Source organism: Paraburkholderia sp. WS6, from assembly GCF_030464835.1.
GTDB classification, from domain to species: Bacteria; Pseudomonadota; Gammaproteobacteria; order Burkholderiales; family Burkholderiaceae; genus Paraburkholderia; species Paraburkholderia madseniana.
In genome coordinates, this window is record NZ_JALQCK010000029.1 from 56294 (window position 1) to 77800 (window position 21507).

A 21507-nucleotide genomic window follows, 5' to 3' on the forward strand; every position below is an offset into this window, starting at 1 on the left:
TGGCTTCGAGAGGACGGTTTGCGAATACGGTGCTTACTTCAGCGGCGAAAACGCGGCGGGCTTCATGATCTTGCTTTCCATCGTTTCCATCAGCGCCTGAATCTTCGGAATGAAAGCCTGCCATGCGGGATCTTCCGCAAGCCGTTGACGGCGCGCTTCGCGCTCGTCGAGACTCGGATATGCCCACATGTGGACAATCTGGTTCAGCGGCCCGATCTCCGAGAAGAAGTAGCCGACGAGTTCACCGAGATAGCGCTTCTGCAGTTCGATGCCTTCTTCCTCGACCAGCTTCAGATACGCGGGCACCGCGCCTGTTTTGATCTTGTACGTGCGGATTTCGTAGTACATGTCAGCCTCTTTAGCGCATGACGAACGGGTCGGCGATCGGGTCGTCCGACGTACGGATCCAGACGGATTTGGTACGTGTGTAGTCGAGCACCGCATCGAGGCCGCCCTCGCGCCCGAGGCCGCTCAAGCCATATCCGCCGAACGGCACGATGGGCGACACGGCGCGATAGGTATTGACCCACACGATGCCTGCACGCAATTGCCGAATGAGCCGATGCGCGCGCGTCAGATCGCGCGTGAACACGCCCGACGCAAGGCCATACTTCGTATCGTTGGCGAGCGCGAGCGCTCCGGCTTCAGTGTCGAAAGTCATGACGCTCAGCACCGGACCAAACAGCTCCTGCGCGACGCTTGGAACGGTGGATGACGGGCAATCGACGATGGTCGGTTCGAAGAAGAAACCCTCGCCGTGTCCTTCTGGACGGCCGCCCCCCGTCAGCAGCGTGGCGCCCGCTTCGAGACTGGCAGCGAGCACGGCTTCGATGTGATCGCGTTGCTTGCGCGTCGCGAGCGGCCCCATTTCGGTACCCACGTCCTGCGGATCGCCGATCCTGATCGCGCGCGCCTTTTCGATGAGCCGCGCGAGCAGCCGGTCACGGATGCCGCGCTGCACCAACAGGCGCGAACCCGCCACGCAACTTTGCCCGCTCGCGGCGAAGATGCCTGCGATCACCGCGTTGCTGACGCTGTCTACATCCGCGTCGTCGAAAACGAGCACCGGCGATTTGCCGCCCAGTTCCAGCGACGTTGCCGCGAGGTTCCCGGCGGAGTTACGCACAATCTGGCGCGCGGTGTCTGGGCCGCCCGTGAACGCGATCTTCGACACGAGCGGGTGACTCGTCAGCGCGCGGCCGCAGTCCACGCCGAAACCGGTCAGGATATTAACGACGCCCCGCGGAAAGCCCGCCTCATGCACGAGTCTGGCGAATGCGAGCAGCGGTGCAGGGCCTTCCTCAGACGCCTTCAGGACGATCGTGCAACCGGCGGCGAGCGCCGGTCCGATCTTCACGGCCGAGAGAAACAGCTGCGAATTCCACGGCACGATACCGGCGACCACACCCACCGGCTCGCGTCGCAGGAAAACGTCCATATCGGGTTTGTCGACGGACAGGCAGGCGCCCTGGATCTTGTCGGCGACGCCCGCGTAATAGCGGTAGTACTCGGCGACGTAGCCGATCTGGCTGCGCGTCTCGCGAATGATCTTGCCCGTGTCCGCCGTTTCAAGTTGCGCGAGCTCCAGCGCGTTTGCCGCAACGAGGTCCGCGAGCCCGTATAGCAACTTGCCGCGCTGACTGGCCGTCAGACCCGCCCACTCTGGCGCGAACAACGCGCGGTCCGCAGCGTTCACCGCGCGGTCCACGTCCGCCGCGCTGGCTGCGGGCATCGTCGCCCATGCGGCGCCGGTCGCGGGATTCACGCTGTCAAAGGTGTCGGCCGCCTCGCTGAACTCACCGTCGATGTAATGCTGGAACGACTTCAACATAACTTCTGCTCCTGAGTGCAGAACGTCGATTCGAGGACGACCGGCAATCAGCCGTGCGCGGCGAAGGCAGGCATCACATCGGAGATGAAGCGTTCAAGCGAGCGGCGCTTGCGCTCGAAGCTCATGTTGCTGTCGACCCAGAAACTGTATTGATCGAAACCGAGTTCCTCATACTGTTTGAGACGGTCGATCACGGTACCCGGTTGGCCGATCACGAGATTCTTGCGAATCTGCTCCGGCGCGTATTGCGGAAACGACGCGATGTCGGCGTCGGTCAACGGCTCGATGAAGCCATGCGTCACCGGACGCTCGTTCTTGAACCACTTGCTGAAGTAGCAGTAGAAGCGCGACAGGTCTTCGACGGCCGTGTCGACTTCGGCGGCATCCGCGCCGACGAAGGTGTGCATTAGCATCATGATCTGCGGCCGCGGAACATTGGGGTTAGCCTTGCAAGCTGCGTTAAAGCGCTCCATCAGACTGACGACTTCGCCGTCGCCCGCGGCGAGCGAGGTCACCTGCACATTGCAGCCGTTGCGTACCGCAAATTCATGCGAGTTCGGATCCCGTGCGGCCAGCCACATCGGCGGATGGGGCTGCTGGACAGGACGCGGTACCGGCGTGGTGGACGGCCACGACCAGAACTCGCCCTGATGCGCGTAATCGCCCTTGAACAACTGGCGCAACGCAGGAACCAGTTCACGCATTCTGGCGCCGGCGCCGAAAGCATCGAGTCCGGGCAACAGACGTTCATATTCGAACGAGTAGGCGCCACGCGCAATGCCCAGGTCGAGCCGCCCGTTGCTCGCGACGTCCACCATGCCGGCCTCGCCCGCGAGGCGAATCGGATGCCAGAACGGCGCGATCACCGTGCCCGTGCCGAGGCGAATCCGCTCGGTGCGTGCGGCCAGATACGAAAGGTTGATGAAGGGATTGGGCGCGATCGTGAATTCCATCGCGTGATGCTCGCCGATCCAGGCGGTTTCAAAACCGCCCTTTTCCGCGATCCGAACGAGTTCGGTCAGCTCGTCGAAGAGTTGCCGGTGGGGCGTGGCAGCGTCGTAACGCTCCATATGAGCAAACAGCGAGAATTTCATGATCGACCTGTATGCAGAAAGCTGGGAGTCGGTCCTGCCGCGACCGGCGCTCGTTGAAGGACGCCGTCGCTCCGTGTCGACCGCTGGGACGCCGCGGTTGGTATTACGGTATTCCACCAGAGCGCTCAGATCAAGCGTTTCAATATTATGGAATACCATAATATATCGCGCTGCCGCCGGCGGAGCGCCCAAAGCGATGGTGTAGGCGTGGTTGGCCAGGAACAGGACTCGCCGAACCTGCTGCGGCGATCGGCACAGGTCACGTTCAGGCAGGGTACGGCGCCGATTTCGTCCGCGGGAATCAGGGACTGGCGTCCGTCATCTCACGTGCGCTCAGACGCACCCAAGCGCCGCACCCATCAGGCCTACCGCGGGGGCTGTTGCCTTGGCAAAAGCAAATGAAAGTCGTCAGTGCATCCGCTACCGCTTCGCGAGAGTCAACTGACGCAGGTCTATGTTGAAGCATCCGTAGAGGTCCGCACGAGCACCGTAATTGGTGAGCCGAAACGGCGGACAATCACGAATTGCGGGGCCTGGATAACGCACTGACTCTGACGTCAATGATCGCGCCGCCGGTTCCTGGTAGGTGTCGCTATCTCCCGGCGGCGCGCATCAGACAAATTACTCAGTCCATATTATTCGGCCAAATCGCTCAAGCGACGTGATGGACCCAGCCGAACGGATCGGCGATCCTGCCACGCTGTATGCCGGTGAGCCTGGTGCGAATCTGTTGCGTGACGGGGCCTTCGCCACCGTCGCCGATCCTGAACTCGCCGCCGGCATGACGGACCTCGCCGATCGCCGTGACGACCGCCGCGGTGCCACAGGCAAATGTTTCCTTAACGCGGCCGCTGGCGACGTCCGCTTGCCATGCTTCGAACGAGTACGGCGACTGGTCGACAGCGATACCTTCACGCGTGGCCAATTCGATGATCGAGGCGCGCGTGATGCCCGGCAGGATCGTGCCCGACAGGGGCGGAGTGCGCAGCGAACCATCGTCCAGCACGAAGAACACGTTCATGCCGCCCAGTTCCTCGATCCACTTGTGTTGCGCGGCGTCGAGGAACACGACCTGGTCGCAGCCCTTGCTGGACGCTTCGGTCTGCGCAATCAGGCTGGCAGCGTAGTTGCCGCCGCATTTCGCGACGCCGGTACCGCCCGAAGCGGCGCGCGTGTATTTGTCCGACACCCAAACGGTGACGGCCGACTTGCCGGGCTTGAAGTAGGGACCAACCGCACAGGCGATCACGCAGAAGATGTACTCGTGCGCAGCGCGTACGCCCAAAAAACTCTCCGAAGCGAACATGAACGGGCGGATGTAAAGGCTGGCACCTTCGGCGGCCGGAATCCATGCGCGGTCGATATCAACCAGCTTTTCGACCGCTTCAACGAACGCGGTTTCAGGCAGTTGCGGCATCGACATGCGTTCGGCCGATTCACGGAAACGCCTGGCGTTGGCTTGCGGCCGGAATAGCAATATCTTGCCGTCCTCGCCGTGATATGCCTTCATGCCTTCGAAAATCTCCTGCGCATAGTGCAGCACCGCGCAGGCTGGGTCGATCTCGAACGGACGGCGGGCTTCGACCTTGGCGTCATGCCAGCCCGTACCCTCGGTCCAGCGGATCGTGACCATGTGATCGGAGAAGACGCGCCCGAACACCGGGTTGACTAGCTTGGCGGCAATCTGGTCAGCGGGGGTAGAGTTGGCGTGCGGCTCAATGACAAACCGCAGTTGATTCTCAGTGCTCATGTCTCAGTACCTCCCAAAAAAAATGCGTGTCCTGAATTCTGCCATCGTAAACGGCATTGGTGCCATTGGCCACGTATCCGGTCTTCTACATCTTCCAGCCTATACGACAGCGGCCACAATGGTGATTTCTACCAGCAGTTCCTCAGAAGCAAGATGTGCCTGCACAGTCGTACGCGCGGGGGCATCTCCGGCGGGAAGCCATGATTCCCACACCTCATTCATCGCCGCGAAGTCGCTGATGTTCCGAAGATGAACCAGTGCTGACAGAATCCGCGAACGGTTGCTGCCCGCCTTGATCAGAAGAGCGTCCACTCGCTCGAGTACCTCGCGCGTCTGCTGCGCGATGTCGTGCGCGTCCGCTCCTTTGGCAGTCTGTCCGCATAGATAAACGGTATTTGCGTGACGCACGATCTTGCTCATGCGCGCGGTTACGTCAATGCGTTCAGTTTGAGTCGTCATTCCGAGGCATCCTCATCAGTATTTGCTTCGCCTAAACCAATATGCAATCCGCCAAGCGAGTGCAGAGGGATTGGTTTGATTGGCGCACGCGCGCGATACGCTCCAATTTGCTGCGGCGTCTCGTGCCGTGATTCGGCCAATATTTGCGTGACGGTAATCCCACACAGACGACCTTGGCAGGGTCCCATACCGCACCGGCTGAAGAACTTGGTATGGTTCGGCCCGGTGCAGCCGAGGCGTGCCATTTCGCGCACTCGCCCTGCCGCGCGACGGGCGTAAGCTGGATGCTCGGAATCGGCCGTATCGGCGGTATCGTCGGTGCGTCCATCGGCGGCATTCTGTTGACGATGGGCTGGGACTTCCAGCTCATCTTCAATAGCCTCGCGGTACCGGCCGCGCTGGCCGCTGTGGCCATTGGCGCGATGGGTATCCAGGCGGGGAAGATTTCCGCACGGGGAAATCGCGAGGCGAGCGTCGATGCCGGGCCGGATCGATCTGCTCGCAGGCAGACCTGAAACCGGAGCAGCGAATCAGGACGGAACGGCAGCCGTTTCGTCGCGCAACTCCATCTCGATCTCCCGCGCACCGGTCGAGACCAGTGCGGCGAGGCGAGCAATCGTTTTCTCGTCTGTCTGCCCGGTCACGACATAGCTGATGCTTCCGACGCCCGTCCTGTCAGCCGACAGAATGGCCGCCGCGATCCCGACCAAACCGGTATCGACCTCTCCTCGTGTCACGACACTACCGGCTTTGCGCCATTCGCCCAGCACAGACCGGAAGGCGGGAAGTGTCTTGCCCAACCCCGCCTTCGCGATCGCTTTGGTGTGCTTCTCAAAGAGCGCCTTCACACGCCTCGGCGGCAGATACGCGAGCAGCATCTTCGAAGTCGCGCCATAGAACAGCGGCATAGGCCGTCCCCGTTCGTAGCTGACCGCCGGCGAACTGCCCGGCGCATGCACGCGGTGAATGCACAGAACGCTTTCACCGACTGCGCGGCACAACAACACGACCGAGCCGGGCGGCGCGTAGGCAGACAGATCATTCATGACCGGGCGCGCGGCGATCAGCAGCGGGTCGGTCAACTGCAACTGCCGGTCGAGCTGCGTGATCGCCGGCCCCAAGCCGTAGCGACCAGGGCGGGTCGTGGCGATCAACCCTGCTTCGTCGAGCGCAGACAGATAACGATAGGCCGTGGCAATTCCAACGTCCAGCGCTGCGGCAACGTCTTCCGCGGTCCATTCCGGATGCTCGACCGTGAAGAGTTTCAGGACGGAAAGAGAACGGTCAGATGCGGCCATGGCAAGTATTTATTGGCAGGAAAATGGTTAAATTTTCTCACCTTTAGATAATTTTGTGCAATCCATGTAAACACCGCGCCCCACGCCGATCAAAGATCTGATCGATGTGGGACCAAGGCGGGAAGTCGCCGTCCGTGCGGACGGCTGGATTGCGGCCGATGCGGCCGTATTGAAGAATGCATATTGACCGGACAATCACGGCAGCCGCGATGTAAGCGTCTCGAGTCGTCTGAACTTGCGTCAGACTTGCGTCTTGCGCCGCGCCGCCTGCTCGGCCCACAGGTCCCAGCAGCGGCTGGTCTGGGTCGCGTTGGCCCGGGTAGCAGCGCCGGATTCCGCAGCGCTCAGATAGTCGACTTCCGTACCGAGCGCAATCGCCTGAGCCTGGATCCGCGCGTTGACCTCCGTGTAGACAGCCCGATACACGGACTCGCGCAGGTTGCCACCGACCACGACCGAACCGTGACCGCGAAGCAGAGACACACAGGCGCCACCAAGTGCCTGGGCCAGATAGCGGCCTTTCTCCGCATCGCGGATCAACAGGTCGGTTTCATCGCCGAAACTCTCACGGATCTCGAAGCGCGTAGCGCCATGCAGGAACGAGGCCATGTGAAATACCGGCTTCAGGCTCACCCGGGATATACCGAACGGAATGACGGATGCCGAGTGACTATGCACCACCGAAACGACGTCGGGCCGTGCCCGATAGATTTCGGCATGGATGAACCGTTCCAGATACACGCCTCGTCCATTCGCATCGACCGGTTCACCATTTTCATCATGCTCGATGATGTCCTCGGCACGTACCCGCGATGGCGCCATGGAGCGCGAAAGCAGGAAATGCCCCGGCTTGTCGGGATGCCGCACGCTGACGTGCCCAAACGCGTCGACAACATGCTCGTCGAACAGAATATGATTCGCAACGACCAGCTCGGCAATGACCTGTTCTAGGTTCGAATCCATGCGCGTCCCCACGAATTCAGCGTACGTTCGCCATGAGGCCAGACGCCCGGCGCATCGTCAATACTGACGTGTGCCAGTTCCGCCGAGAATTCCAACCGGTTGCCATCCGGGTCCGTGACCATGAAGAAGAGGTTGTTGCCCGGTCCATGGCGGCCTGGCCCGAAGAAAATCGGCACTTCCGCCTTCGCGAACAGGTCGCCCCAATCGCGTATGTCATTCCATTCGCTCGTCTCGTAGCAGTGATGATCCCAGACATTCTGGCTGCCCTGAAAGAACGCGAGCGTGTGGTGTTCGTCGTCAGAACGCATGAAGACCACCATCGGTTTGCCGCTGTCGTCGACCACCTCGTCCGAGATCGCAAAGCCGATGACTTCCGTATAGAAGGCAATCACACGTTCCAGTTCCGTCGTCTGGAATACGGTATGTTGCAGGCGCCCCGGCATACCATTTCGCTGCGGCCCATCAGCCGCCAGCCCAAAAGAAACCAGCCGGCCCTGGGGATCACGAACCATGAACGCCCCGGACTGATACAGCACGCTGTCGGTAGGCAAGCATTGAACGTCGCTCGTGGTCAATCGTTGACGCAGTCTGTCGAGTTCCTGCGTGGACTTGAGCACGAAACCCGAATGAGGCAAACGCCCGCTGCGGGAATCGCTGATTTCCACCGCGCGCGACGGCCCCGTTAGCACGATCCTGTCGTCCAGCGACTCGACATCCTCAAGGCCAAGCCGGGCGCGATAGAAAGCAGCGAGCTGTTGCGGATCATCCGACACGATATGCAGATGATGCAGTCGTGCAGGCGTGGCCTGCTGAAGCGTAGTTACCATGATATTCCCCTCAGACATGCGATGACGCAGCAGCGGACTCAGTCACCGTGACGACATCCGCCACACGCTCGTCAAAGCGATCGATACCGAGTCGTGCTGCATAGACAGCGGCGAACCGTGACTGCTCCTCCACCTTGAAAGACCCGGCAACATAGCGATCAGGGCGTAACAGCAGCACGCGTCCTTCGTGGTGTGCGAGCGGCGTTTCAAACACGCCATTAACGTCAACAACAAATCTGTGCGAGGCGCCACTTCGAAGCGTCGGAAAGGGCGAGCCGGCAGGCAAGACATGCACCCTTGTACAACGTAACGTTCTCCACAGCGGATGATCCAGCGCAGCCAGCCCGCTGCCATTAGCCGGACCATACTGGATGAGTGCGAACCCCTGACCAGCCAGATCATCAAGCAGGCATGTCCTGCCATCGGCGGTCCGAACCAGGGGTTGCGGCAGCATGCGCCCGCGATAACTCTGTTTGCCGAGATCGTCCTCCGGTCCCAGCAACCCCTCCTTGAAGCGCGGCTTGGGCTTGAACTTCATCTGCAGGAAATAGTCGCGCAGCGGCGGGATATAACCGGCGAAGGTAAAGAACGACTGCCAGAGGAACGCGCTCAGACGCGATGACGGCGCCATCACCGTCCCAAGATTGAGCGCAAGGCGGATCAACGCCCATGCATGCTCGCGGCGCTCCATCTCGTAGGTGTTGAGCACCTGGGCAGGCAAGCGCCCCTCCAGCACAGCGGCGATCTTCCAGCCGAGGTTGAACGCGTCTCGCACGCCGCTGTTCATCCCCTGCCCGGCATAGGGCGGAGTCAGGTGAGCGGCGTCACCGGCGAGAAATACCCTCCCCTCCTGCCAGCGTTCAGCAACCCGCGCGTGGAACGTATAGACCACCTTGCGAATGATGTTCGTCTCCCGGTCGCCCCGGAACGGCATGAGCAGTTTCCGGATCGCTGCGGGTTCCATGATCGCGTCGGCGGACTCATCGGGATGAACCAGAATCTCGAACCGCCGCGTGCGGTGTGGTCCCGGCACGTCGACGACAGCCCGCTTCGCGTCGCAGTAGACCCGCATCTGCGAGAACGTATCGTCGTCGTCCTCCGTATCGATGACAAGCCATCGCGACTTGAACGTCGAGCCGACCATCTTGATACCGAGCATTTCGCGCACCGGACTGCGGCCGCCATCACAGGCAATGAGGTACCGTGCGCGAATTTCCATCTGCGCGCCATCGTGAGCCGTGACCTGGGCGACCACCCCCTCGTCGTCCTGCGTGAAGGACTCGAGCGTATGACCGAACAGCACCTGGCCGCATTCGAACCGGTTCAACCCCTCGCGCACCGTTGCTTCGAACAGAGGCTGTCGGAACGCGTTCCGGCGCGGGAAGCCATATTCGCTGGCAGTCGGAATCACTTTGCCAAAGCACCGCCCACCGTAACGCGTAAAGTAATGAACGCCGTAACCAGGAACGACGTCTTTCATCACGGGCTCCGCAAGCCCGATTGCCTGCATGGTTCGCAGCGACTCGTCGTCGATCGATACAGCACGCGGCTCTGCGATTGTGGATGGCTTGCGGTCCACGAGCGTGAACTGCACGCCTGCGCTCCCGAGCACATTCGAGAGCGCCAGCCCGGTCGGACCACCTCCGACTACGAGTACGTCGGCATGAATAATCTTCAATTCCTGACTCCATCAGCATCAGCTACCGGCGACGCCACCAGGGACGCGCACCAGCCGCCCACCGTAAGGCGGGCGCCTCCTGGACATTTATTCCTAGCGGGCCTCGTCGACCACCACATTGCTCAGCGTGCCGATGCGGGAGATCTCGACCTCAACCACATCGCCAGCCTTCATCCACAAGGGAGGTGAGCGGAAGGCACCGACGCCGCCTGTGGTTCCGGTGATGATCACGTCACCCGGGCGCAGTTCGGTGAACGTGGAGCAGTATTCGATCAATTGACCCACGTCGAAGATCAGGTCGTCGGTTTTCGCTTCCTGGACCGCTACGCCGTTCAGGCGCGTGACCAACGTCAGTTTCGACGGATCGCCGACCTCATCGGGCGTGACCAGCCACGGTCCAAATCCGCCGGTTGACGGAAAATTCTTGCCCGGAATGAACTGGATCGTATGCTTCTGCCAGTCCCGCACGCTGCCGTCGTTGTAGCAGGAATATCCGGCGACGTATTGCGCGGCATCCTCCCGACGCACGTGACGCGCGGTCTTGCCGATCACGATTGCCAATTCGCCTTCAAAGTCCAGTTTTTCAGACGCACTGGGCCGAACAATCGGGCCGCCGTGTGCGGTCTGCGAATCAGCCCAACGAGAGAAGATCATCGGAAACGTGGGAATCTCCCGCCCCGTCTCCTTCACGTGCGACAGGTAGTTGATGCCGACGCACAGAATCTTCTCCGGGTCCGGCACAACGGGTAACAGCCTCACGTCCGTCAGCGCGATGCGCTCCTTCGCGCCGGCGACCCAATGCGCGATTGCCGGCAGGCTCCCTTTCGCCAGCGCCGCCTTCAACGTCCCGCCAACTTCGCCGGCGATGGGCGCCAGGTCCACCAGGCTATCGCCATCCACCACGCCGAACGACGCGGCACCCCGATACTCGAAACTCACCAGCTTCATCTCATGTCCCTCCGGAATCGATGTCTGAATCATAACGCAACTGGAATTAACGTCAACCAATTTATCGTATTTCGATAATTAGGCGTTAACGATAGTTATGTTTGTATCGGTATAGGGTCAATATTCACGCCATTGCGCGGATGCCAACACACCGGCGAACGACTGGATGACACAACAACATGAAGGAGACAGATAGATGAAAGCAGCATGGCTGGCGGCCGCACTCTTATGCACAAGCGCCACAACCGCGTACGCGCAAAGCTCGGTCACGCTATACGGCATCGTCGATTCGTATCTTGGCGTGACCCATGCCACCGGTAAGGGAACGGCAGTCAGTATTGACAGCGCCGGGTATCAGCAAAGTCGTCTGGGCCTGCGGATCGTGGAAGATATTGGTGCGGGCTACCACGTCAACGCGGTGCTCGAGAATGGCTTCTCGCTTTCGCAGGGTTCGGCTGCCGATCCCACACGCGCATTCAGCCGGCAAGCCTGGGTGGGTCTTTCCGGGCCGTTCGGCGAAGTGCGCGCGGGGCGGCAAAACTCACCGCAGTACATCATGCTGGCGCGACTCGATGCTTTCTACGGGGCAACCTACGGTTCGATCATCAACAACTCGTCAAGCCTCGGCATCCGCTACGACAACTCGCTCAGCTATATCTCCCCGAGTCTCTATGGATTCAAGGTGCAGGGACTCGTGTCGCTTGGCGGACAGGCGTCGCCGCACACCGGCAACAACGTCTATGTCGCGATGATCGATTATTCGCGCGGCCCCTGGTATTTCGGTCTGAACTACGCCGAACAGAAAAGCCAGAACGCGTCGTTCTCGATCAAATCAACCTTCGCCGCCGCGAACTACGACTACGGCCACGGCCGCATCTACCTGTCTTACTACCGTGGTGACAACCCCGGCGCCAATGCGCCGGCCAACGTGCGCGGCGTGTATGCCAGCATCTACTCGCTCTCAGGCGACTGGCGCATCACGCCTGACTTGGCAGTGGGCGCCGGTTGGGGATGGATTGATGTCAGCGGCGCAAACGCCCCACGGGCATGGCAGGCAAGCGCAATCGGAACCTATGCGCTATCGAAGCGCACGCTCCTGTTCAGCACGCTCGCCTACGTCAGCAACAGCAACGGCGGTGTGTTTTCCCTTGGCGGAGCCGGGCCCATCACGCGCAATGTGCCGCTTGCCGGTGGCAGCGAGCTCGGCTTCCAGGCAGGTATCCGCCACACGTTCTAGGTTGGTCAATCCATCACGGATTAAATGCGAGGAAATGTCATGCGTATCGCTCACGTCACACTGGATGCCGCCGGCCGCGGCAAATCTGGACAATCAGACCGGCCACTCGCGAGCGGCGGCAGGCGCGAAGCGCTCGTGGGCGACGTCATCGACGCGCGCCCCATGTCGGCCCTGCAACGCTTTACCGTGGCCTTATGCATGCTGGTCGCAGTACTGGACGGGTTCGACACGCAGACCATCGGCTTCCTTGCTCCCGCCATCTCCGCCGACCTGCACATTCCGTTGCACCGGTTCGGACCGGTATTCACAGCGGGACTCGTCGGCCTGATGATGGGCGCGGTCGTATGCGGCACGCTCGCCGACCGTTACGGCCGGAAAAAGATTCTGATCGCGTCCACACTTTCGTTCGGCGCATTTGCACTCCTCACCGCTTACGCGACGACACTGCCACAACTGCTGGTCGTCCGGTTCCTGACCGGTGTCGGCCTGGGCGGTGCCATGCCGAACATCGTCGCCATCGCGTCCGAGTTCTCGCCCCGCCGCCTCGCAAGAATCTCCGTGACACTGCTCTTTTGCGGCATGCCGGCCGGCGCGGTGTTAGGCGGGCTGGTCAGTGCGGCATTGTTGCCCCACTTCGGGTGGCATGCCGTGTTCTATGTGGGCGGAGGCCTGCCGCTGATCATCGCAGCGGCGCTGGCGGCATGGATGCCCGAGTCGGTGCGCTACCTCATCTGTCGCGGCGATGCGAACCTGCGCGTCAATGCAATCATGCGACGGATCGCTCCGGATCTTGACTTGAACGCCGTCGCCTTTGTCGACACCGTCCGCGGTCCAGGTGGCGCAACGATCCGGCAATTGTTCACGGACGGCCGCGCGCCCACCACAATCCTGTTGTGGATCCCCTATTTCCTCAACCTGATGGTTCTGTATTTCTCGATCAGTTGGCTTCCCGCCGTGCTTGTTTTGAACGGGCAGAATGTGTCGATCGGGATCGAGGCAATTACGGCATTCAGCGTCGGCGGCATCATCGGATCGATCGCGCAGGGCAAATTGATGAACCGGTTCGGCGTGACACCGGTGCTCTTTACGGAATTCATCCTGTACATGGCATTTGTTGCGATGCTGGTGCTGCTGCCCCTCGACAGCGCGCTCATTCTGGCCTGCACGCTGGGCGCAGGCTGTGCCGTACAGGGCGCGCAGGCGGGCCTCAATTCGCTCGCGGCGGAAATCTATCCTGTCTCGATGAGGGCGACGGGCGTCGGGTGTGCGCTGAGCGTCGGCCGTATCGGATCGATCCTCGGTCCGGTCGCCGGCACCCTGATGCTCGCGCAGCACTGGAATGCCAGGCAGATCTTTCTGTCCGGACTCGTGCCGGGCGCCATCGCCGCACTCGCACTGCTGAGCGGCGCGCTGCTCCAGCAACGCACGCGAATTCCGGCCGGGGAGCAAAGATAACGCGGCGCCGGTAGCAGCGGGACGAGCCGGAATCTTCAGCGCCGTGTCGGGCTTGCGCTGTTCAACCGCAATACCCGAGGCGTTAGCCTGACAGAGACAGGCGCGATTTTCTTCGAGCGAATAATGCCGGCAGTACGGGAGCTCGTGCTGGCTTCGGACGAATTAGGCGCCATTGCTGAACTTCCTGCCGGCTTGCTGCGCATCAACGTCGCGCGTGCCGGGCACATGATCGTCATGCAGCCTGTTTTGCGGCGTTTTCTCGATCGCTACCCGGAGATCCGCATCGATATCAGTGTCAATCATTCGCCGGCGGAGTAAAGGACCGGGATGAGCCCTTTTTCATGTCCTGTTCCGTCAAGAGCATGACGCCATCCGCCGCGTACCTCCACCGTCTGCTTCGAACGACTAAACTCAGCTTCGGTCTTTCGAGGGGGCGCTTCTCTCAAGCGAACCCCACCCCTCGAACTTTTAGCCTGCCGCTCCCTCGGGCGGCAGGCTCTTTTTCGTGGACCTCATCTATACCAGGCGGTATGAATGAGATTGGGGACTACTCGTGTGGAGGTTCGCGAAACACCGGAGATACTGTCGCTCAGGAAACGGGATGGTCAGGTCCGCACACGCTCTGCCTAGTCAACGATTGCGACTGCCGTCCACGGCCAGGGACGAAGGATGATCAGTTCCCGCTGGAGAATCGCACGACGTTGTCGAGGGAAGCATGCAGCTACCGAACGTAGACAATTTCATCAAAGACCGGCAGCACGGCGTCACGTACAACATTTGCGCCTATCGCAAACTTTCAGGCCAGGAGATGACGCGCGCGATGCAAGTCTTCATTCAGCAACAGGGCGAGCGTCAACCGAAACCAGGATCAGTCGTCAAGATCTTTTCCCTGGTGGGTCTTGGTGACCAGTAGTCGTCGTAAAGCTTCAGACACCAATTGACGGACATCGGATACGTCCGCAATCACGCCATGCGGCCGACTGTGCCGCGAGCGGTGGAAATGCCGCGCCTGAACCGCGCCGACGCCGCCATCTAATCGAACATTGACAGCAAATCGGCGATGTTCGTGTTAGGGAGTCGCTTGGCAAGCATGTCCCAAAAGATCACATCGCGCATCGCGCTGGCATCTTCGGCCGTCTTCCACTCGCGCGCACCGACGATAGAATCGGCCGTTTCGCGAGCTGCGGAGACAATTGTCTGAATGTCTTGTTTGTGCATGAACCCGTTAACGGTCGCGCGCAAAGCTTATTTAGCCTTATCCGCAATCGTTTGCTAAAAATTTTTATCCCCCGCCCCCCGCCCCCCGCCCGCAACGATGCCAGTGCGGTAAACGAGTTAAACATCACACGTCACATGACACAAGCGTTCCCCATGCGCAAGTCGGCGGGAAACGCCTTTCGTGAAAATCCGGGCGCATCGCAGACGAAAGCCTGCTGACCGGCAGCAAACCACATACGCCCAAAAAGCCACCATTCGGCCGCTGGTGTTGCTCCAGAGTATTGAGCAATCCGCACGCGGCCCGAACGACGCCGAGTCCCACGAACCCTGATCGTTAGATTCCGGCGTGACGGCAAAGTAGAGTCGGCTCGCGAGGTATCGCATTGAGTTAACGTGCAGATGCACCCTATCCCTGGATGTATCGTGATGCAGTACCTTCGAAATCGGCACACGGTCGCTGCCCTACGGCGTAGCTGGGCAACGAGACGCGTGGCGCGCCTTTGCAAGCGCGTATTCTGAGCGGCCGACCGAAATTTTACATCTTCCCGTGTGTCGCACCGTTTTGAGGCGTTTATCGGAAAACTTCTGTCCGAAAAGACCAAGCAGCTGGACGTCGCCCCGCGAATGGCCTGAGGCGTCTACTTTCCCGGCGTCGGCAGTGGCGTTTTGTGAAAGCCTGCGACGCGACATAGCGAATGCACTAGGTTGGGTCAACATAGCTCCAAATTGAATTACTTACGAGATGTTTCGCTTGCAATGGGCAATTCAGCGATATTGACAAACAATTATTCGTTACCACATATAAATATAAAAAGGATGCGCTATACATTCCGTCTCAATTTTTCTGAGAGACGCACTGGGCATTCGAAATTTTGCCAGTTCGCGGGTAGAATCATAAGCCCAGCAAGACTGCCCGCAATCTCGCTGCTCAGTGTCCGCAACAGCCAATGTGTTGGCTAATTCGGCCATTAAATACTGGCAAGGGAATCATATGTATAGGATGCTCCGATAAGAAAAAGACAGAGTCTTAGGGAGAAGACTTTGCAGACCACATATTTCCGGGGAAAACTAAATGGATTTGGTACATACTCTGCCGCGCATCTCGCGGCAAAGTGCCGTGCCGATGCAAACGAACGCTTTGACTCGCATCGACATTGCGCTGTTCAACGGATTTGCACTGCCTACGGTCGCAGCAATCATCGAAATCTTCCAGAAGGCAAACTCGCTCGTCGCCGCGCAGCGATCTGGCAGTGCACGCTACGACGTCTCGCTACTTTCCGCCGCGGGTGGGCGCATCGCCAGTTCGTCATCGGTATTTGTCTGGACCGACGACGTCCAGTCGCACCGAGGCACGAACCAGACACATCTGTTGTTCATCGCCGGCGGTGCGGGCGTACAGCAGGCATGCCGCGACGAGCGGCTGAGCAACTGGCTACGCCGTAGGCACCCGTTCAGCGAGATCGTGCATCCGATCGCAGAGGGCCTGTTGCTGCTGCAAGCGGCCGGGCTGCCCAGTCGCTACTGCCCGCTTCTCTATGGCGGCAACGAAGCGCACGGCCTGTATCCGGCGAAGTCGCTGACGGAAGCGCCGGGCGCCGTATCCACGGCGTTACGCATCGTCGAGGAGGATCTCGGGGCCGATTTGGCGCAGCAGGTTGCAGAGTCGATCGCGCCGCAACCCAATACACCTTTCACGTCGTCGGTCACGCTAAACGCGGCGCCGCAGATCAGCGAGAAGATCCTGGCGTCGGCACGCTGGCTGGAAGCGAACGTCGATCGTCCCATCTCAATCGACGATGCTGCGCAGGTCGCGGCGATGAGCGAGCGCAACTTCCTGCGCCGTTTCAAGAGCGAGATCGGCGTGACGCCCTCCGACTATCTACTTCGTGCACGATTAAACATGAGTTGTCGGATGCTCATTGAATCGCGTTTGCCAGTCGACAAGATCGCGCGCCGCTGTGGTATCAGCAGCGGCGGGCAGTTGTCGAAACTCTTCAGAAAATATCTGGCGACGACACCGACAGACTATCGGATGCGCAACGAAGTGGCACTGTAGAAGGCCTCAAGCACAGGTGCCGGATCAAAGGCACGAGCCCAATCCGGGGAGCACTGCGGCAGCCCCTACTCCAAGCGGACGCCACAGATTGCCCTCCCCGATTACTACCCGTGACAGTCTGCCGAGACGAATGAGTCCCTTCGCAGTCGCGTTGACAGTCAAAGCAGACACGGCCAACACGACCGTGGATATTGAAAAGCAGGGCCGCGCATGGATAACACGCGCCCGTTTTACTGAACGTAGCGCTTGACTATATCGGCCAATATAGTGGTTCATTCAGCCGTGCTTTCATTGTCCCGGGACGGTTTCGATAACATCAAAACCGGTCAACTCGTTTCTGAATTCCGAAGACCGATTGTCCTGAGCGGCCGGCATTCGATGGCAACGTTCGAATTGGCGGCTTTCAATTTCAGATGGTTCTGGTGGTTTAACGTTCCAGGTGAACGGGAAGTTATGGGCGAGTTTATTCCAGAGTATTTGCTCCGCGAACAGGCTGCTGTGGGTGCGCTTGTATTATTCGGCGTTCTGCGCGTTGTCGCCGCTGCTGTCGCTTTCGAGAAAGGCTGGCGCATATCGGTCATGCAAGGTTATTGCATTGTGATCGCAGCGTTCTACTGCCTACCTCAGCTATTTGATCTATCCACGCACCTGTACGGAATGCAGGCCGCTGCTGCGGCCGCGGTGCTCGAGGGTAAGGCAGCGGGCTCTGCGATAGCACTCTTTTTCGCGCCCATTCTGAGTCATAGGCTCGGCTACGAATAGTTGCCTTTCACGTCTCAAGCCCTTGTAGTTCCGTTCATGGATATTGGCGGCAGAATCGCAAAGACCCTCATTATCCAATCCAGACCATCGCGATACGAAGCCTCAAATACCCTCCAGGCTTGTTAGAGCGATTTCGTATTGGACAAAGGTTCTTTAGCGAGCGGCCGGCCCAGTTCCGTTGAGGACCTGAACCGGTCCGGCGGCCCGATTCTCTGCTTCCGCGCGTGAAAGCTATTTCGTTGTGGTTCCTGTGCCACCGGTGCCGCCCGTTCCACCGGTTGCTCCACCGCCGCTGTTACCCCCGCCGGAGATCGGCGCTGCCGCCCCCGCCGCTGTCGCAGCGGCTGTCAACGACGCCGCTGGCTGACCATTCGCGGTAATCGCGCCAGCGGTCAGCAAAGTGTCCAAATCCGCATCCGCGCCGGGCTGCCCTGGCGTGAACGAAACCGTCAAGAACGAAGATGACGAAAGCGTGATCCCGTACCGGGTCTTGATCAACTGGGCGACGGCCGCCTGTGCGTTCGCGATCACAGTGCTATTGGACAGCGCGCTCTGAAATGTTGCGTTGCTCGAGATTCCCGACAGCAGCCCGCTAACCGTGGTTCCAAGCTGCCCGGCCAGATAGCTCAAAAGCAATTCGGTCAAGGGAGTCACGTTGTACGTACCCGCGCCGGCCGCAAACGAATGAATCGTGATCGCGCCGCCGGTCGCCGTAATCGCACACGGTCCGTCAAACTTGAAGGTTGCAGAATACGCGCCGCTTGCGTTAGCCGTCGCACTACCCGTGCCGTTCTTGCAAGTCAGGACAATGCTTGCGTTTGCCATTGCTACACCCACCGCGGCCGTACCACTCACCGTCGCGCCCGGCGAGTCGCCGCTGCCACCGCATGCGACCAGCGCACTGGTCGCAAGCACTATCGATCCGAACTGCAGCGTGCGCAGCGTGGCGCCGTTTAGAAGCTTCATCGCCTACCTCCAAAGAAAGTCAGTCACAATTGACCGGCACCAATGCCCGTCCGTCGCTTACACCCTGCAAACCGTTTCCGCAGACCCCATGCGAAAGCGCCGCGCCCGTCGACACCGCAGGCACACTCACTTGCGGCTTCGGCTTCGTTCCGTCACTACCAGGCTGCCCGTAACGCAGATACGCATCACGCATCCGGTAAAGCTGGGTCGAGAAGTACTCGCCGCTAAAGCGGCCCTGATTCAGCAAGAACTGCTGCGTGCTATACGGGAAGGTCATGTTCTCCGCTCCATTGGCCGACAGATAATTCGTCGATCCCACCCGCGTGCGGAAATCAAGCCCGAACTCTTCGGAGCCATACACCTGACTGATCCCCGGCTTCATGCCCTGACGCAACGTCAGCGGGAAGCTGATTGCGGCGCCCACAAACGTGCCCTGCCCGCTATGTTCGCCGTGCACGCTCACCGAAACGTCGTCGAACCAGCGCGTCAGCGTCGCGACCGGTCCCTTGTCTCCACCCACAAAACGCGCCACGCCCGCTTCGATCCACAGCTTCCAGGACGGCTGCACCCAGCGGTAAGTCAGCTCGGCATTCTTCACACTCTGCAATTCGTCATGGCCCGGCTCATGGTGCAAATAGGCAAGCCGCAAGCGGATCAGGTCGGGACGGCCCGGCACGAACACCGTTGTTTCGTTTTGCACACCCACGTACGAGTAATCGAACTTGCCGACCGATGCCACGTTGAACACTTGCGGCACGATCCAGAAGCTTTGTGCCAATGCGACCGCATTCAGGCCGCCGCGCAGGCGGTAATTGCTGAACACGCGGCCGTCGTCCATGTTCTTCGTGTTGTAGATCGGTGCGATGTAACTCGCGTACAGCTCCGCGCCGCGCCACAGCGGCACGAACCCTTCAATGTTGGCGCCGAGCGAAATGTCGAAGTTGCCGTACTCGGTGCCGTACAGGTAACTGACGATCGGTTCGATCTGAATGCGCGTCAGCCCATGCGTGTGCTCGTTGCCATGCCATGCGATCGAATCCGCGTCGTAAGTCGGACGCGTGCGCATCGTCATTGATGCGCTTGCGGCCGTTGGCGCACCGTCCGCAACGAACTGCGCAAACGCATCGCGATCGACAATGACTTCGCCTAACGGCTCATTGGCCTTCTTGATCACCACATGAATCCTGTCCGTGCCGTGCGGCGCATTCACGCTCGCCACGCCAAGCACAATGCCGAGCGCGTCCGCTTCGTTCTGGTTGTAGCGGTGGTTCTCGTACTCAACCACCAGATCGCGACCGCTCATCCCGACACGCACACGCTCGAGGCCGGCGGCAAAGAGTTGCGCGGCGATTTCATCGAGCGCGGAGGTGTCCAGCGCTTCCGGAATGGCGGGAGACTGCGCATCCGACGATTTGGCCGTCACATCACTCAGCATCACAGACGCATACGACTGCAGCGGCGGCACATACGTAATCGGCGCCGCAGCCAGCGGGTTGTTGCTGGCTGTGGCTGCACGCATGTCCACCGGTTGCAGGCTGGCGAGGCGGATGGGACCGTCATCGTTGGCATCCGCAGTCTGCGCGACCGGCACCTGTGGGCCCTCGCACAAACCGTCTGCACACCGCGCACTGCTAAAGCGTTTGCCCAGCGGAATCTGAATGCCCACCGAGAACGACGTCCGCGGCGACACACCATCCGTCGAGCGGATCGAACGCATGAACGTGCCGATCACGTTCGCATCGGCGAGCCAGCTAATCCGCGGAGACTGATAGCGCACGCCGGCGTAAGGCGTCTTCGAATCGTCTTCTGCAAGCAGCGACAAACCCGTGTTCCACAGCGAGACCTGCGCGCCGCCGAACAGACCATCGAGGCGATCGCCCTGGCCGTAACCGGCGGTCAACGTCACCGGTCCAAATGCCTGCGACACCACGCCGTATTTCGACCGGAAGAAATGCGTCTGGCCGCCAATGTCGGTCACACCGAACGCAATGCTCGGCTGGTACTTGAAGAACTTCGGCACTTCGATCTTGACGTCGCCCATCAGGTGACGAAACAGGAAGTGGTCGGCGCCGCTGAATGGCGCGTGGACATCAGCCGGGTAATTGGCGAGTCCGCCGGAGAACTCCACATAAGGCAGCAACCCCACCGCGCCCCAATACATTTGCGCGCCCGTCGCTTTCTTCCCGTAGCGCGGATCGATGTAGTTGTTGTACTGCGCCTCCACCGTCCCTTCGGGCAGTGCAAACGCATACGGAATCACCAAACCACCCGCCTGTCCGAGCGCATTGAGCGCTGGGTCGGTCGCGTGCGCCGAAGCGGAGAACGCTAAGGCTGCAGCAAGCGCCAGCGCGCGCGGCGCCGATCGGAGTTGTTGTCCGCGCAAATTTTGAGTCATATTTTTGATTGCTTGTATCAGTTCGCGTTGCTGTGGACCAACCCGTCGCGATCGCAGCGATTATCAGCCTATCTTGATGTTTGATACTCGACGTATTCATCGCCAGTCCACTCGCTGATACGTCACGCCCACGTCCAGTTCAGCCGCCTCGTGTTGTTTCTCGCTAATTCTGGACGATGTCTCTCTTTTCATGCCACGCGCTTTCACGAAACCCCATGGCTGGATCGCGTTAGAAAAATCTCCCTCGCATATCAGGCGAACTTGCCGATGCAATAAATAAGCATGCCGAATTAATTACGACGATCCTGGTGATTTATTTCAATACGATGTGCCAATTTACTACCAACCAAAATTGCCAATTTGACCTTGAGCAGCAAAGAATATTGAACTGCCTGACACAGCGGCTTCCAAGATTCGCTACAGCGCAGAGAAAAGTCTATTTAGATTGCAGTGCATCATATCCAGATTGCTGCATGGCAGAATGCCGCTGACGGAAAAAGCTAACATGTTGGCGGAATACTCCATTTTTCAACTCTATGCGGGGGGATCGGATGTGGGTCTTCGAGATTG

19 protein-coding genes and 2 pseudogenes are annotated in these 21507 nt (G+C 60.0%); 7 read left to right on the forward strand and 14 right to left on the reverse strand.

Translation table 11 applies throughout. From position 1 onward, the window contains the following. Positions 1-33: 33 nt before the first annotated feature. The 6 genes and pseudogenes from M0D64_RS29065 to M0D64_RS29090 form a co-directional block, all read right to left on the reverse strand. Positions 34-348, reverse strand: a complete 315-nt coding sequence (locus M0D64_RS29065) for an NIPSNAP family protein (RefSeq protein WP_154563629.1) — start codon at positions 346-348, stop codon at positions 34-36. A gap of 10 nt (positions 349-358) precedes the next feature. Next, positions 359-1831: an aldehyde dehydrogenase gene (locus M0D64_RS29070; protein WP_266240908.1), complete on the reverse strand. Its 1473-nt coding sequence runs from the start codon at positions 1829-1831 to the stop codon at positions 359-361. A gap of 47 nt (positions 1832-1878) precedes the next feature. Further along, a complete protein-coding gene (locus M0D64_RS29075) occupies positions 1879-2925 on the reverse strand; it encodes an LLM class flavin-dependent oxidoreductase (RefSeq protein ID WP_266260271.1) in 1047 nt (348 codons plus the stop codon). Positions 2926-3577: 652 nt separating this feature from the next. Then, entirely contained in the window at positions 3578-4675 is a 1098-nt protein-coding gene (locus M0D64_RS29080) for a branched-chain amino acid aminotransferase (protein WP_154563623.1), read from the reverse strand. A gap of 99 nt (positions 4676-4774) precedes the next feature. Continuing rightward, positions 4775-5134: a RidA family protein gene (locus tag M0D64_RS29085; protein WP_266260272.1), complete on the reverse strand. Its 360-nt coding sequence runs from the start codon at positions 5132-5134 to the stop codon at positions 4775-4777. Then, a pseudogene (locus tag M0D64_RS29090) lies at positions 5131-5397 on the reverse strand (FAD/NAD(P)-binding oxidoreductase); the annotation flags it as partial. The gene M0D64_RS29085 and the pseudogene M0D64_RS29090, both read right to left, overlap by 4 nt. On the opposite strand from M0D64_RS29090, the pseudogene M0D64_RS29095 reads away from it, so the two are divergent. Further along, a pseudogene (locus M0D64_RS29095) lies at positions 5398-5649 on the forward strand (hypothetical protein); the annotation flags it as partial. 15 nt (positions 5650-5664) lie between these two features. Here M0D64_RS29095 and M0D64_RS29100 read toward each other — a convergent pair. From M0D64_RS29100 to M0D64_RS29120, 5 genes are all read right to left on the reverse strand, one after another. Beyond that, positions 5665-6432: an IclR family transcriptional regulator gene (locus tag M0D64_RS29100; RefSeq protein ID WP_154563621.1), complete on the reverse strand. Its 768-nt coding sequence runs from the start codon at positions 6430-6432 to the stop codon at positions 5665-5667. Between the two features lie 240 nt (positions 6433-6672). Continuing rightward, the gene (locus M0D64_RS29105) at positions 6673-7395 is read right to left on the reverse strand and encodes a class II aldolase/adducin family protein (protein WP_266260274.1); all 723 of its coding nucleotides are present in this window, start codon (positions 7393-7395) and stop codon (positions 6673-6675) included. Continuing rightward, complete coding sequence (locus M0D64_RS29110) at positions 7380-8222, reverse strand: VOC family protein (protein WP_266260275.1); 843 nt, start codon at positions 8220-8222, stop codon at positions 7380-7382. The genes M0D64_RS29105 and M0D64_RS29110 overlap by 16 nt, the downstream gene beginning before the upstream one ends. A gap of 10 nt (positions 8223-8232) precedes the next feature. Next, positions 8233-9900 carry a bifunctional 3-(3-hydroxy-phenyl)propionate/3-hydroxycinnamic acid hydroxylase gene (locus M0D64_RS29115; RefSeq protein WP_266260276.1) on the reverse strand — a complete coding sequence of 556 codons (1668 nt, stop codon included), beginning with the start codon at positions 9898-9900 and terminating at the stop codon, positions 8233-8235. Positions 9901-9993: 93 nt separating this feature from the next. Beyond that, positions 9994-10848 carry a fumarylacetoacetate hydrolase family protein gene (locus M0D64_RS29120; RefSeq protein WP_266260324.1) on the reverse strand — a complete coding sequence of 285 codons (855 nt, stop codon included), beginning with the start codon at positions 10846-10848 and terminating at the stop codon, positions 9994-9996. A 196-nt stretch (positions 10849-11044) separates the two neighbouring features. Between M0D64_RS29120 and M0D64_RS29125 the strand changes: the two genes are divergently transcribed. From M0D64_RS29125 to M0D64_RS29140, 4 genes are all read left to right on the forward strand, one after another. Continuing rightward, entirely contained in the window at positions 11045-12085 is a 1041-nt protein-coding gene (locus M0D64_RS29125) for a porin (protein ID WP_266260277.1), read from the forward strand. 39 nt (positions 12086-12124) lie between these two features. Beyond that, positions 12125-13540, forward strand: coding sequence for an MFS transporter (locus tag M0D64_RS29130; protein ID WP_266260279.1), 1416 nt, complete (start codon positions 12125-12127; stop codon positions 13538-13540). A gap of 144 nt (positions 13541-13684) precedes the next feature. Beyond that, positions 13685-13858, forward strand: a complete 174-nt coding sequence (locus M0D64_RS29135) for a hypothetical protein (protein ID WP_174825310.1) — start codon at positions 13685-13687, stop codon at positions 13856-13858. Positions 13859-14255: 397 nt separating this feature from the next. After that, the gene (locus tag M0D64_RS29140; RefSeq protein ID WP_171925604.1) at positions 14256-14453 is read left to right on the forward strand and encodes a hypothetical protein; all 198 of its coding nucleotides are present in this window, start codon (positions 14256-14258) and stop codon (positions 14451-14453) included. Positions 14454-14572: 119 nt separating this feature from the next. Here M0D64_RS29140 and M0D64_RS29145 read toward each other — a convergent pair whose 3' ends face one another. Continuing rightward, on the reverse strand, positions 14573-14758 hold the full coding sequence (locus tag M0D64_RS29145; RefSeq protein ID WP_120298521.1) for a hypothetical protein: 186 nt from the start codon (positions 14756-14758) through the stop codon (positions 14573-14575). 1072 nt (positions 14759-15830) lie between these two features. On the opposite strand from M0D64_RS29145, the gene M0D64_RS29150 reads away from it, so the two are divergent. Next, positions 15831-16814 (forward strand): GlxA family transcriptional regulator, encoded by a 984-nt coding sequence (locus tag M0D64_RS29150; RefSeq protein WP_266260283.1) that lies wholly within the window; start codon positions 15831-15833, stop codon positions 16812-16814. Between the two features lie 453 nt (positions 16815-17267). After that, positions 17268-17576 carry a hypothetical protein gene (locus M0D64_RS29155; RefSeq protein ID WP_171925641.1) on the forward strand — a complete coding sequence of 103 codons (309 nt, stop codon included), beginning with the start codon at positions 17268-17270 and terminating at the stop codon, positions 17574-17576. A 231-nt stretch (positions 17577-17807) separates the two neighbouring features. Here M0D64_RS29155 and M0D64_RS29160 read toward each other — a convergent pair whose 3' ends face one another. Both M0D64_RS29160 and M0D64_RS29165 read right to left on the reverse strand, forming a co-directional pair. Then, positions 17808-18542, reverse strand: coding sequence for a carboxypeptidase regulatory-like domain-containing protein (locus M0D64_RS29160; protein WP_266260284.1), 735 nt, complete (start codon positions 18540-18542; stop codon positions 17808-17810). Between the two features lie 19 nt (positions 18543-18561). Beyond that, on the reverse strand, positions 18562-20937 hold the full coding sequence (locus tag M0D64_RS29165) for a YjbH domain-containing protein (RefSeq protein WP_266260285.1): 2376 nt from the start codon (positions 20935-20937) through the stop codon (positions 18562-18564). Positions 20938-21507: the final 570 nt, after the last annotated feature.